This window comes from Pseudomonas sp. R1-6 (assembly GCF_051132115.1).
GTDB lineage: Bacteria > Pseudomonadota > Gammaproteobacteria > Pseudomonadales > Pseudomonadaceae > Aquipseudomonas.
This window is the reverse complement of sequence record NZ_CP071662.1, coordinates 4,245,803-4,259,221: the sequence shown is the minus strand read 5'-3', so window position 1 is coordinate 4,259,221 and position 13,419 is coordinate 4,245,803. Positions and strand designations below refer to the sequence as shown.

Genomic DNA, 13,419 nt, shown 5'->3' with positions numbered 1-13,419 from the left:
ACGTCGCCTCAACCATTGGCCAGCAGCGGCATCTCTGCGCCGAGCACACTGTAGTAATGGCCCAACAGGCTATTGACCACCGTGTCCCAGGCGTAATGACGCTCTACGTGTCGCCGAGCCCTGGCGCCACGTTGCTCGCAACCTTCGGCGAACAGCTGTCGAACGGCATTAGCCATGGCCTGCGGATTGTCAGGTGTGCACAGCAGACCGCAGTCCTCCTGGACGATTTCGCTGAACGCGCCTGCGGCGACCGCTACCACCGGGATGCCGCTGGCCATCGCTTCGAGGATCACCAGGCCAAAGGTTTCCTGGTCGCCAGCATGTAGCAACGCGTCGGCGCTGGCCATCAGCCGGGCGACCTGGGGCGCCGGGCAGAATTCGTCGATGACGGTGACATTGTCCGGCACCAGGGCGGGCATCGAAGAACCGACCAACAACAAGTGGTAGCGCTCGCCCAGGCGTTTCATGCACTTGAGCAGCACCGGCAGGTTTTTTTCCTTGGAGCCGCGACCGGCGAAGATCAGCAATCGCGCGTCTTCGGCGATGCCCAGCTCCGCCCGCAATTCGGGGTCGCGGGCGGCGGGGTTGAAGGTCTGGAGGTCTACGCCCAAGGGCTGTACATAGACGTTCTTGACGCCCAGCCCGGTCAGTTTGTCGGCCATGACCTGGCTGGGGGCCAGGACTCGGTCGAAGTTGCCGTACAACTTGCTGACGTAGGCCTCGATGTTGGGCGTGAACCAGCTTCCCATGCGGTTGCTGACCAGCAGCGGCAAGTCTGAATGATAAAAACCGATGACAGGCACATCGAGCTGGCGCCGGGCATCGAGGGCCGCCCAGGCGGTGAGATAGGGATCGCCTACTTCAATGAGATCAGGCTGCAAGTCGCGCAGGACATTACGCCAGGGCGCCAGGCGAAGCGGGAAGCGATAACCCTTGCCGAAGGGGAGCGGAGGGGCTGGAACTTTATAGATTCCGTCCTGCTCACTCAGGTGAGCGCCAGGAATCAAGAGGCTATGGCGGATACCGGGCCGATTGCCCAGGCGCCGGTGCTTGGCATCCAGATAAGTGCGCACGCCACCGCTGGCGGGGGCGTAGAACATGGTTATGTCCGCTATATGCACGATGAACGTCCCTCCGGTCTGTGTTCTCCTGTGTTGACCTTTAGTAAGAATAGATGTTCGGTTGGGGTTGTGAGGGCGGGTTGTCAGCGGAGTATTGCTGGGTTTGACAGGGCCTCATCGCGAGCAAGCTCGCTGCCACATGGGACCTGTGCGTACCACAACCCTGTGCGAGCTTGCTCGCGATAGGGCCCGCCCTGATTCGCAGCTATTATTCCTGCTGCCAACGCCCTAATGCCCAGGCATGCTTTTATATAAGCGCGCAAAATGGCGTCATATCGCAAACACCACGGGTGACGAAATGCCTGACTCATCGCAACTGATCATCGGGGCCGACCTTGCCGGCCAACCTGTCGCCCAGGCCATGCGCCTGGCGAACCGCCATGGACTGGTGGCGGGTGCCACCGGCACGGGCAAGACCGTTACTCTGCAGCGCCTGGCCGAGATGTTCAGCGATGCCGGCGTGGCCGTCTTCGCGGCAGACATCAAGGGCGACTTGTGCGGCCTCGGTGCTGCCGGCGCTCCCCAGGGCAAGATCGCCGAGCGTATCGCCGGCATGCCTTGGCTTGGCCACAAGCCCCAGGCTTATCCGGTGACGCTGTGGGACATTCACGGCCAATCGGGTCATCCGCTGCGCACTACCTTGAGTGAAATGGGCCCGTTGTTGCTCGGCAGCCTTTTGGAACTGACGGACAGCCAGCAATCGGCGTTGTACGCGGCGTTCAAGGTCGCTGATCGGGAAGGCCTGTTGCTGCTGGACCTCAAGGACTTGAAGGCGCTGCTCAACCACCTCAAGGACAACCCCGAATTGCTAGGGGACGATGCCGCCCTGATGACCACGGGTTCCAGCCAGGCGCTGATGCGACGCTTGTCCACGCTGGAACAGCAAGGGGCCGACGCCTTGTTCGGTGAGCCGGCGTTGCAGTTGGAGGACATTCTGCAACCGGCCAGCGATGGTCGCGGCCGTATTCATCTGCTGGACGCCAGCCGCCTGGTCCATGAAGCGCCGAAGGTCTACGCGACATTCCTGCTGTGGCTGCTGGCCGAGCTGTTCGAGCAACTGCCCGAGCGCGGCGACGCGGACAAACCCTTGCTCGCGCTGTTCTTCGACGAGGCGCACCTGTTGTTTGCCGGCACGCCCAAGGCGCTGCAGGATCGCCTGGAACAAGTGGTGCGACTGATCCGCTCCAAGGGCGTCGGGGTGTATTTCGTGACCCAGTCGCCGGGGGATCTGCCGGACGATGTGCTGGCACAGTTGGGATTGCGCATCCAGCACGGCCTGAGGGCTTTTACCGCCAAGGAACAGAAGTCCTTGCGGGCGGTGGCGGAGGGTTTCCGACCGAACCCGCAATTCGATGCCTTGGCGGTACTCACCGAACTGGGCATCGGTGAAGCCCTGGTCGGCACCCTGCAAGAAAAAGGCACGCCGGAAATCGTCCAGCGCGTGCTGGTGGCGCCGCCGCAGTCGCGTATCGGGCCGCTGAGCGAGGCCGAGCGGGCCGGGTTGATTGCCAGTTCACCGTTGCAGGGACGTTACGACAAGCCTATTGATCGCGAGTCGGCCTATGAAGTGCTGATGGGCCGCAAGGGGCTGGAACCACAAGCCGAAGCGACGCCGGGCAAGCCCACCGCTGAAGAGCCAAGCTTTACCGAAAAGGCCGGGGAGTTCCTTGGCACCGCGGCGGGCCAGGCCTTGAAATCAGCGATGCGCCAAGCGGCCAATCAACTGGGCCGGCAGTTGGTGCGGGGGTTGATGGGGTCGCTGCTTGGGGGCAGCAAGCGGCGGTAGTCGAGACCGAGTCGCCCCATCGCGAGCAAGCTCGCTCCCACAGTAGGTTTCTGCCAGATACAAAATTTGTGTTCGCCTAGATCCCCTGTGGGAGCGAGCTTGCTCGCGATAGCTATCTAACAGGCGCCAGAAATCTCAATCCTTGGGCCGCGCATGTGCCGCCAACCGCTCCAGCGCCGCCTTCAGGTTAGGGTCGCTGATGCCCTCGGCGGTGGCCTGGATGGTCGCGGCCGCGTCGGTGGACAGGTCCAGGGTATGTCCCTTGGCGCCGGCCTGTACGGTCGGCGGCTGGACCTTGAACAGGATCCGCGTCAGGTTGGCGAATTCATCGAATGCCTGCAATTGACGCAGCAGGCGCTTCTGTTGGTAGCGCAGGCGCGTGGCCCAATGGCCGTCAGTGACGATCAGCAACAAGCTGCCTTCGCGCCAGGACGCTACGTGGCAATGCTCACGCGCGGCGGGCTGCAACTGGCTGTCCACCAGCCGTTGCAGATGACCGAGGCGCCTGGCGTGGCCGAAAATGGCTTTCAGCGGCTTGGCTTCGCGCAGCAGAACGGCGGGCGCCTTGGCTGGAAGAGGGCGGAAGGCCATGGTTGAATACCGCAAAATGACAGAGGCGCCATGGTAGCAGAAGCACCGGTCGCCCCGCCGCCCTGTCGCCCAGCGGCTTTTATCCCACACAATCAATAAGTAACTTATGCGCTTTGTGGGTTGAAGTTCGCGCAAAAGCCCTTATTTTAGGGAGGCCCCGTCACAGCGCTGTGCCAGCATCGTGGAATAACGCCACTTTCCTCACCATCGTTTCCGGGTAGAATGCTCGTTCGCATGCGGCCATGAGGGCTGCACGGGCGACTCACGGGGCCGCCCTCCATCCCTTTAGTGTGGAAGATCCTGCCGATATGTTTGCGCCTTTGTTAAAGAAACTTTTTGGAAGCAAGAATGAGCGTGAAGTCAAGCGCATGCTCAAGACGGTACAGATCGTCAATGCCTTCGAAGAGCAAATGGTGGCCCTTTCGGACGATCAGTTACGCGCCAAGACCGCCGAATTCAAGGACCGCATCGCCAAGGGTGAGACCCTTGACCAGATCCTGCCCGAAGCCTTTGCGGTCTGCCGCGAAGCCGGCAAGCGGGTCATGGGCATGCGTCACTTCGACGTCCAGTTGATCGGCGGCATGACCTTGCACGAAGGCAAGATCGCCGAAATGCGTACCGGTGAGGGCAAGACCCTCGTGGCGACCCTGGCGGTGTATCTCAATGCATTGTCCGGCAAGGGCGTACACGTGGTCACGGTCAACGATTACCTGGCCCGCCGCGACGCCAACTGGATGCGCCCGCTCTACGAGTTCCTCGGCCTGACCGTCGGCGTCGTCACGCCGTTCCAGCCGCCGGAAGAGAAACGCGCCGCCTACGCCTCGGACATCACCTACGGCACCAACAACGAATTCGGCTTCGATTACCTGCGCGACAACATGGCGTTCAGCATGGAAGAAAAATTCCAGCGTGAACTCAACTTTGCCGTCATCGACGAAGTCGACTCCATCCTCATCGACGAAGCCCGTACCCCGCTGATCATTTCCGGTCAGGCCGAGGACAGCTCCAAGCTGTACATCGAGATCAACAAGTTGATCCCGCAGCTCAAGCTGCACGTGGAAGAAGTCGAAGGCGAAGTCACTCAGGCCGGTCACTACACCGTCGACGAGAAGACCCGCCAGGTCGAGCTCAACGAATCCGGCCACCAGTTCATCGAAGAGATGCTGACCCGCGTCGGCCTGCTGGCAGAAGGCGAAAGCCTGTACTCGGCCCATAACCTGGGCCTGCTGACCCACGTCTATGCCGGCTTGCGTGCCCACAAGCTTTTCCACCGCAATGTCGAATACATCGTGCAGGACGGCCAGGTCGTGCTGGTGGACGAGCACACCGGCCGCACCATGCCGGGCCGTCGCCTGTCCGAAGGTCTGCACCAGGCCATCGAGGCCAAGGAAGGTCTGAACATCCAGGCCGAGAGCCAGACCCTGGCCTCCACCACCTTCCAGAACTACTTCCGCCTGTACAACAAGCTGTCCGGCATGACCGGTACCGCTGACACCGAAGCGTTCGAATTCCACCAGATCTACGGCCTGCAAGTGGTGGTGATTCCGCCGAACAAGCCGCTGGCGCGCAAAGACTACAACGACCTGGTGTTCCTGACCGCCGAAGAGAAATACGCGGCGATCATCAATGACATCAAGGAAGGCATGGCCCAGGGCCGTCCTATCCTGGTGGGCACCGCCACCATCGAGACCTCCGAGCACATGTCCAACCTGCTCACCAAGGAAGGCATCGAGCACAAGGTCCTGAACGCCAAGTTCCACGAGAAAGAAGCCGAGATCATCGCCCAGGCCGGTCGCCCGGGTGCGTTGACCATCGCCACCAACATGGCCGGCCGTGGTACCGACATCCTGCTGGGCGGCAACTGGGAAGTGGAAGTCGCTTCCCTGGAAAACCCGACCCCCGAGCAGATCGCGCAGATCAAGGCCGACTGGCAGAAGCGTCACCAGCAAGTGCTCGAATCCGGCGGCTTGCAGGTGATCGCTTCCGAGCGTCACGAATCCCGCCGTATCGACAACCAGCTGCGTGGCCGTGCCGGTCGCCAGGGTGACGCAGGCTCCAGCCGCTTCTACCTGTCGTTGGAAGACAGCCTGATGCGCATCTTCGCCTCTGACCGGGTGAAGAACTTCATGAAGGCCCTGGGCATGCAGCCAGGCGAGGCGATCGAGCACCGCATGGTGACCAACGCCATCGAAAAGGCCCAGCGCAAGGTCGAAGGCCGCAACTTCGATATCCGCAAGCAATTGCTGGAGTTCGACGACGTCAACAACGAGCAGCGTAAAGTGATCTATCACATGCGCAACAGCTTGTTGGCCGCCGACGACATTGGCGAAACCATCGCCGATTTCCGTCGTGAAGTACTCGACGCGACCATCAGCGCCCACATCCCGCCGCAATCGTTGCCGGAACAGTGGGACGTCGCTGGGTTGGAAGCCTCCCTGCGCAGCGATTTTGGCGTGTCGTTGCCGATCCAGCAGTGGCTCGACGAAGACGACCACCTGTACGAGGAAACCCTGCGCGAGAAGCTGCTGGCCGAACTGATCGCCGCGTACAACGAAAAAGAAGACCAGGCCGGCGCCGAGGCGCTGCGTTCCTTCGAGAAGCAGATCGTGCTGCGCGTGCTGGACGACCTGTGGAAAGACCACTTGTCGACCATGGATCACCTGCGCCACGGTATTCACTTGCGCGGCTACGCCCAGAAGAACCCGAAGCAGGAATACAAGCGCGAGTCCTTCACGCTGTTCTCCGAGCTGCTGGATTCCATCAAGCGCGACTCGATTCGTGTGCTGTCCCACGTTCAGGTTCGCCGCGAAGACCCGGTTGAAGAAGAAGCTCGCCTGCGCCAGGAAGCCGAAGCCTTGGCTGCCCGCATGCAGTTCGAACACGCCGAAGCGCCAGGGCTGGAAGTGGCCCAGGCGATGGAAGAAGGAGTCGACGTGGATGTTGCACTGGCCACCGCGCCGGTGCGCAACGAGCAGAAGCTAGGCCGTAACGAGCTGTGCTATTGCGGCTCGGGCAAGAAATACAAGCATTGCCACGGGCAGATTCAATAATCCCGTTTCAACGCTGAACGACCCGCGCCGCGACAGGTAACCCCTGTCGCGGCGTTTTGCCATTTGATTCGCCGTTTCGATGAAGACGGCGTCGATTTATCTATTAAGGAGCGCATTCATGGCTGTTGGTCTTGGTCCGTTGCCAACGTTGCACCCGGTTGCCGGTTTTGAACTCGGTATCGCCTCGGCGGGCATCAAGCGCCCCGGGCGCAAGGATGTGGTGGTGATGCGTTGCGCCGAGGGTTCGACGGTCGCGGGCGTGTTTACCCTCAATGCGTTCTGCGCCGCGCCGGTGATCCTGGCCAAGCAACGCGTGCAGGGACCGGTGCGTTACCTGCTGACCAACACCGGTAACGCCAATGCCGGCACCGGCGCGCCAGGCCTGGCCGCTGCCGAGCGCACCTGCGCCAAGCTGGCTGAACTGACGGGCGTCGACGCCAACCAGGTACTGCCTTACTCCACCGGTGTAATCGGCGAACCACTGCCGGTGGAGAAAATCGAAGGCGCGTTGCAAGCCGCCCTTGATGACCTCTCGGAAAACAACTGGGCCGCCGCCGCCACCGGCATCATGACCACTGACACCCTGCCCAAGGGCGCGAGCCGCCAGTTCCAGCACGACGGCGTCACCGTCACGGTCACCGGCATCAGCAAAGGCGCCGGCATGATCCGCCCGAACATGGCGACCATGCTCGGCTACATCGCCACCGACGCCAAGGTTTCGCGCCAGGTGCTGCAAGACCTGATGCTCGACGGCGCCAACAAGTCGTTCAACCGCATCACCATCGACGGCGACACGTCTACCAATGACTGCTGCATGCTGATCGCCACTGGCAAGGCCAACCTGCCGCAGATCACCGAGGCCAGCGGCCCGCTGTTCATGGCCCTCAAGCAGGCGGTGTTCGAAGTGTGCATGGAAGTGGCCCAGGCCATCGTCCGTGACGGCGAAGGCGCGACCAAGTTCGTGACCGTGCAGGTCAATGGTGGGGGCAATCACCAGGAATGTCTGGACGTCGGCTACACCGTGGCGCACTCGCCACTGATCAAGACCGCATTGTTCGCCTCCGACCCGAACTGGGGCCGTATCCTCGCCGCTGTCGGCCGTGCCGGCGTGCCTGAGCTGGACGTGAGCAAGATCGACGTGTTCCTTGGCGAAGTGTGCATCGCCAGCCAGGGCGCCCGCGCCGCAACCTACACCGAAGCCCAGGGCGCGGCCGTGATGCAGCAGGAAGAGATCACTATCCGCATCGAGCTGGGACGGGGTGATTGCAGCGAAACCATCTGGACCACTGACCTGTCCCACGAGTACGTAAAGATCAACGCTGAGTATCGGACTTAAGACCGAGGCGCTCCTATCGCGAGCAAGCTCGCTCCCACAGGGCAACAGTGTCGTTCGTGTGGGAGCGAGCTTGCTCGCGATGGGCCGGAACCGACTCCATCAACGCTGAGGAATAGCGCGGTGAAACGAATCCACGTAGCGGCGGCGGTCATTCGCGATGCCGCCAGCAGAATCCTGATCGCCCGGCGGGCCGATACCCAGCACCAAGGTGGCCTGTGGGAGTTTCCTGGCGGCAAGGTCGAGGCGGATGAATCCGTCGAGATCGCCCTGGCCAGGGAGCTTCATGAAGAATTGGGCATCGTTGTCGGCGCCGCTCGGCCGCTGATCAAGGTGCGTCATGACTACCCGGACAAGCAGGTGTTGCTGGACGTCTGGGAAGTCTCGGCGTTCAGTGGCGAGCCCCACGGTGCCGAAGGCCAGCCGTTGGCCTGGGTGACGGCCCGTGAGTTAACGAATTATGAATTTCCGGCGGCCAATCAGCCGATCGTCGCGGCGGCACGTTTGCCGGGCGAGTACCTGATTACGCCCGAAGGCCTCGAAACGCCGGCCTTGCTGCGCGGCTTGCAGAAGGCGATAGGGGGTGGGATCAAGCTGGTCCAACTGCGCGCGCCCAACGGCTACGATCCGCAATACCGTGATCTGGCGGTGGACGCGGTGGGGCTGTGTGCCGGCAAGGCCCAGCTGATGCTCAAGGGGCCGTTCGAATGGCTGGGGGATTTCCCGTCGGCCGGCTGGCACATCACCGCCGCACAACTGCGCAAGCATGCGGCGGCCGGTCGACCGTTCGGCAAGGATCGCTGGCTGGCAGCCTCGTGCCATAACGCAGAAGAGCTGTCCCTGGCGCAGCAGATGGACGTGGATTTCGTGACGCTCTCGCCGGTGCAGCCGACCCAGACCCATCCCGATGCCAAGCCGCTGGGATGGGACGAAGCGGCGCGGTTGATCGAGGGCTTCGACAGGCCGGTCTACCTGTTGGGCGGAGTAGGGCCGGATGAGCGGCAAAAGGCATGGGACGCCGGGGCCCAGGGCGTGGCGGGGATTCGGGCGTTTTGGCCTGAGGCGTGACAGTGTGGTGCAACAACTGACGCCATCGCGAGCAAGCTCGCTCCCACATTGGATTTTTGGCGGTCACAAAACCCCTGTGGGAGCGAGCTTGCTCGCGATGGCGGACTGACAGATCAGCCCCCAGGCTTGGCCGCCGCCTCCCAAAGTACCTCAGCCACCCCTTGGCGCCGGGCAATGACCCGCGCGGCCACGAACAATAGATCCGACAACCGATTGATGTAGGCCAGCCCCGGCCCGGCCAGCGGCTCTACTGCGTTCAATTGCTGGCAACGACGCTCGGCGCTGCGTGCCATGCTTCGGCAGACGTGGGCTTGGGCGATCAGGGAAGAGCCGCCGGGCAGGATGAAATTTTCCAGCGGCCCGAGCTCTTCATTCCATACGTCGATAGCCGCTTCCAGCCGTTCGACTTCCGCGTTGTCCAAAGCCTGGTAAGCCGGCATCGCCAATTCACCGCCCAGGTCGAACAAGCGGTGCTGACATGGCGCCAACACGGTGATGACGTCTTCCAGCGCGGGATGCCGGGCCGTTTCCTCGGCCAGACCGGCCAGCAACAGGCCCAACTGGCTGTTCAACGTATCCACTTCGCCGATCGCCTCGACCCGCGGGTGGTCCTTCGCCACGCGGCGACCATCCCCCAGCCCGGTTTCACCTTTGTCACCGGTGCGGGTGTAAATCTTCGACAGGCGAAAACCCATTGTTCAGCGCTCCACTTGCTTGTGTTCCTGGGCCACGATCGAAGTGCCCGCCAGCGGCAGGCGCAGGGTGAAGCAAGTGCCCTGGCCTGGCGCGGATTGCACTTCCATCTGGCCCTTGTGGTTGTTGGTGATGATGAAATACGAGACCGACAGCCCGAGGCCCGTGCCCTGGCCGATTTCCTTGGTGGTAAAGAACGGTTCGAAGGTGCGTTTGCGCACGTTCTCGCTCATGCCGATGCCGTTGTCCTCGACCTGGATTTCCGCCCACGGTGGATTCAGCCGGGTACGCAGGATAATACGGCCGGGCTCGCCGTCGTCCTGGCGCTGATGGATGGCCTGGGCAGCGTTTTTCAGCAGGTTGAGCAACACCTGCTCCAGTTCGTTGGCGGTGCCGGGCACCGGTCCCAGGTTCGGGTCGAACTGACGGATGATGGCCTGGCCTTTGAAGTCGAAACCGATCGCCAGGTCGAAATCGTTGCCGGCAATCTCCACGGCCTGGTCGATCAAAGCGGGCAAGTCGCAGGGGGCCATCTGCCGGGTGCTGCGTCGACTGAAGCTGAGCATGTGGGTGACGATCTTCGCGGCCCGGGCACCGGCCTGCTGGATGCCGTCGAGCAGTTGCGGGATTTCCCGGCTCTCCAGGTAACGGTAGATCACCGGCAACTCGATGCCCAACTGCTCGGCCTGTTCGAGGTTCTTCGGCAGTTCCGCCGACAGGCGTCGGCGGATGTTCTGCACGTTGTGCAGGATCGCTCCGAGCGGATTATTGATCTCATGGGCCATGCCCGCCGCGAGGCCACCGACCGAGAGCATCTTCTCCGATTGCACCATCATTTCTTCCAGCGACAAGCGCTGGGTAATGTCATCGATACGGATCACCACGCCCCGCCCGGCACCGCCCATCAACGGATAGAACGTGAGGGCGTAGTGCCGGGCTTCGTCGTCCTTGGTCCAGGTGACACGTTCGATCTTGGCCACCGTGTGCTGTTCGACCGTCTGCTTGAGCTGTGGCAGATAGGGCTTGAGCGGTTCGAAGGCGAGGAAGATCGGCTGGTTCAGCGCTTCGTCCAATCGTGTGCCGGAGAGCGCGCTGGCTTCCTGGTTCCATTGGGTGACGTAGAGCTGTTCGTCGAGGGCGATCAGGGCCGACGGCATGGAGTCGATGATGCTGTTGAGGTAGTTCTGGAAGCCGGTGAGTTTTTTCTCGATCTTGCTGCGCACTTGGACTTCCAGTTCCAGCTTGCGGTTGGTGTGGCGGGTTTCCTCCGCCAGCCCCTGGGCCTGGTCATAGGCGGCCTGGGAATCGTCACGGGCTCGCTTGAGTTGCTGTTCGCGGGCTTCGATGCGCGACAGCATGGTGTTGAACGCCTCGGCCAGGCTGCCGATTTCGTCGTGGTTGCCCCGGGCGGCGCGCAGGGAATAGTTTTCCTCGCGGGTCACCTGGCGCGACAACTCTTCGAGCTGGTGGATCGGTTGGGTGATCAGCCGCTTGATCTGCTGGGCAATGACCAGCCACAGCAGCACGCTGAAGATGAGGATGCCGAGGCTGGCGGTCAACGTGCCGGTGTAGAACGCGGTGGGCAATTCGCTGCTGGCGACCAGCAAGAGATGGCCCGGCGTGGTGCCGGGACGGGGCAGGGTAATGACCTGGTTGCTGCGGAACTCGCCGGCCTGCCAGGTTTGCATGTGGCGGAAATGTTCCGGCAGCCTGAGTTTTTCGCCCTGTTGCAGCTGGGCCAGCCGTTGGCCTTGGCCATCGTAGAGTGCCGCTGCTCGCAGCGGGGCGTAGCTGTTGAGCTCATCGAGCAGGCGTTGGGCGCTTTGCGGCGATTGCAGCGCGTCGGCGATCAGGCTCGGGTTGGCCACCAGCCGGCCAATGGTCTGCAACGCCTGGGGGGCCATGCTTTCCTGGGAAATGTAATAGGCCGCGCTGATGAAGGTCAGGTTGGCCACCAGCAAAACGGTGGTCAACAACACCAACAGGGCCGCCAGCAGTTTCTGGCCGACCGGTAGATTTTCAAGGCGCTGGCGCAATGGCATGGGACTCGTCGCTAACAAGGAACACGAGGGCCAGCGTAGCCGCTGCTCAGTCGCTGGGCAATCCAAGGTTGTGCAAGTGGGCGATCAGTCGCTCGCGCATTTGTCCGAGATGCGGCACCGTTACGCCATGCCGCTGGGCGACCGCGCAGGCATGGCCGAGCAGGTAGCTGATTTCGGTGCGCCGCTGGTTGGCGACGTCCTGGTACATCGAGGAATAATTGGCGGCGGTGGCCTGGATCACCCGTTCGACTTCCGTCTGCAAGTCTTCGGCCGCCGCTGGCTGGCCGCAACGTTCAAGCAGGTCGGTGAGTTCGGCGCAAAGGGTCGCCACTTCGCAGCGGTGGTCCTGCAGGCCACCGTTCTTACAATGGTGCAGTACCGTGAGTGGGTTGATCGCACAGTTGAGGGCCAGTTTGCGCCAAAGGCGGGTGAGGATATCGGCGCTCCATTCATGGGGGATGCCGGCGGCGGCCAAGTCATCCAGCCAGACCGGTGCCACCGGCTGGGCCGGATCGCCCAGCCAGGTGAAGCCGTGGCCGGCGAACACCACGCGCCAATCGCCATCGCGAAACGCGCCTTCGGTGCTGGAAGCGCTGATGCAGCGGGCCTGGGGCACGCGGTTCGCCACGGCGTCCTGGCTGCCGAGGCCGTTCTGCAACAGGATCAGTTCCGACTCGGCGCCCAGTCGATGGGCAATCGAAGCCACGGCTGCTTCCGCGTCGTAGGCCTTGCACGCCAGGAGCAGCCGCTGAATAGGCTCGGTGCCTTGCGCGGTTTCGCCGGGCACCGGGTAGCACTGCGCCTGGCCTTGTTCCACCAAGGTCAGGCCGCCGGCCTCGCGGTAAGCCTGCAACCGCTTTTCATTGCGCAGCACCAGCCGCACCGGCAGGCCGGCCCGGGCCAGGCGCGTCGCCCATAACGTGCCGAGGCTGCCGGCTCCCAGGACATGCCAGGTGGTGGACATCAGTTTTTTACTCGGTTTGGCGCAGGCATCTGAAGGGCTCGCGGTAAAGGCGGGAAAAGACCCGTTATAATGAGCCCGATTTTAACCACAAGCCAAGTGCGCGCCTTTGTCATGAGCGCGCCTTTTTATTTGGAGAACACTACATGCCGTCATTCGACGTGGTATCCGAACTGGACAAGCACGAAGTCACCAACGCCGTTGAAAACGCCGTCAAGGAACTCGACCGTCGGTATGACCTCAAGGGCAAGGGCAGCTTCGAGTTCAAGGAAAAGGATCTGACTGTCAACCTGACCGCCGAGGCCGACTTCCAGCTCGAGGCGATGATCGAAATCCTCAAGCTGGCGCTGGTCAAGCGCAAGATCGATGTGCAGTGCCTTGAAGTCAAGGACGCCTATGCGTCGGGCAAGCTGATGAAGCAGGAAGCCGTGCTCAAGGAAGGCATCGACAAGGAACTGGCAAAGAAGATCGTTGCCCACATCAAGGACGCCAAGCTCAAGGTCCAGGCCGCCATCCAGGGCGAGCAGGTGCGGGTGACCGGCAAGAAGCGTGACGACTTGCAGGAAGCCATCGCCGCGCTGCGCGGCAAGGAGTTCGGCATGCCGCTACAGTTCAATAACTTCCGCGACTGACACCAGGCTGTTCGCAATGACAGTGGCCCGATGCTGCTCACGCCGGTAAGGCAGCGACCAATCAAAAGGCGCTGCTGGGTCACCAGCGGAGGCGATGTTTGGCCACACAGTGTTTGCACGGGTGTTGCGTGCAACGGGAAAA

Annotated in this window: 10 protein-coding genes; 5 read left to right on the top strand and 5 right to left on the bottom strand. The window is 62.3% G+C overall.

What is annotated here, in order from left to right:
* Nucleotides 1-8: 8 nt before the first annotated feature.
* Nucleotides 9-1,100, bottom strand: coding sequence for a glycosyltransferase family 4 protein (locus J3P81_RS19305; protein ID WP_420765272.1), 1,092 nt, complete (start codon nucleotides 1,098-1,100; stop codon nucleotides 9-11).
* A gap of 319 nt (nucleotides 1,101-1,419) precedes the next feature.
* On the opposite strand from J3P81_RS19305, the gene J3P81_RS19300 reads away from it, so the two are divergent.
* A complete protein-coding gene (locus J3P81_RS19300; protein ID WP_420765271.1) occupies nucleotides 1,420-2,907 on the top strand; it encodes a helicase HerA-like domain-containing protein in 1,488 nt (495 codons plus the stop codon).
* Nucleotides 2,908-3,042: 135 nt separating this feature from the next.
* Here J3P81_RS19300 and J3P81_RS19295 read toward each other — a convergent pair whose 3' ends face one another.
* Entirely contained in the window at nucleotides 3,043-3,498 is a 456-nt protein-coding gene (locus J3P81_RS19295; RefSeq protein ID WP_420765270.1) for a DUF721 domain-containing protein, read from the bottom strand.
* Nucleotides 3,499-3,806: 308 nt separating this feature from the next.
* On the opposite strand from J3P81_RS19295, the gene secA reads away from it, so the two are divergent.
* From secA to J3P81_RS19280, 3 genes are all read left to right on the top strand, one after another.
* Nucleotides 3,807-6,548, top strand: coding sequence for a preprotein translocase subunit SecA (gene secA / locus J3P81_RS19290; RefSeq protein ID WP_420765269.1), 2,742 nt, complete (start codon nucleotides 3,807-3,809; stop codon nucleotides 6,546-6,548).
* A 118-nt stretch (nucleotides 6,549-6,666) separates the two neighbouring features.
* On the top strand, nucleotides 6,667-7,884 hold the full coding sequence (gene argJ, locus J3P81_RS19285) for a bifunctional glutamate N-acetyltransferase/amino-acid acetyltransferase ArgJ (protein WP_420765268.1): 1,218 nt from the start codon (nucleotides 6,667-6,669) through the stop codon (nucleotides 7,882-7,884).
* Between the two features lie 120 nt (nucleotides 7,885-8,004).
* The gene (locus J3P81_RS19280; RefSeq protein ID WP_420765267.1) at nucleotides 8,005-8,949 is read left to right on the top strand and encodes a Nudix family hydrolase; all 945 of its coding nucleotides are present in this window, start codon (nucleotides 8,005-8,007) and stop codon (nucleotides 8,947-8,949) included.
* A 113-nt stretch (nucleotides 8,950-9,062) separates the two neighbouring features.
* Here the strand turns inward: J3P81_RS19280 and J3P81_RS19275 are convergent, their stop codons facing one another.
* The 3 genes from J3P81_RS19275 to J3P81_RS19265 are packed head-to-tail and all read right to left on the bottom strand — an operon-like array spanning nucleotide 9,063 to nucleotide 12,648.
* On the bottom strand, nucleotides 9,063-9,644 hold the full coding sequence (locus tag J3P81_RS19275) for a cob(I)yrinic acid a,c-diamide adenosyltransferase (RefSeq protein ID WP_434560337.1): 582 nt from the start codon (nucleotides 9,642-9,644) through the stop codon (nucleotides 9,063-9,065).
* 3 nt (nucleotides 9,645-9,647) lie between these two features.
* Nucleotides 9,648-11,684, bottom strand: a complete 2,037-nt coding sequence (locus J3P81_RS19270; protein ID WP_434560335.1) for a sensor histidine kinase — start codon at nucleotides 11,682-11,684, stop codon at nucleotides 9,648-9,650.
* A 46-nt stretch (nucleotides 11,685-11,730) separates the two neighbouring features.
* Nucleotides 11,731-12,648, bottom strand: a complete 918-nt coding sequence (locus J3P81_RS19265; RefSeq protein ID WP_434560333.1) for a putative 2-dehydropantoate 2-reductase — start codon at nucleotides 12,646-12,648, stop codon at nucleotides 11,731-11,733.
* Between the two features lie 143 nt (nucleotides 12,649-12,791).
* Here J3P81_RS19265 and J3P81_RS19260 point away from each other — a divergent pair, with 143 nt between their 5' ends.
* The gene (locus J3P81_RS19260) at nucleotides 12,792-13,277 is read left to right on the top strand and encodes a YajQ family cyclic di-GMP-binding protein (RefSeq protein WP_003205057.1); all 486 of its coding nucleotides are present in this window, start codon (nucleotides 12,792-12,794) and stop codon (nucleotides 13,275-13,277) included.
* Nucleotides 13,278-13,419 lie beyond the last annotated feature (142 nt).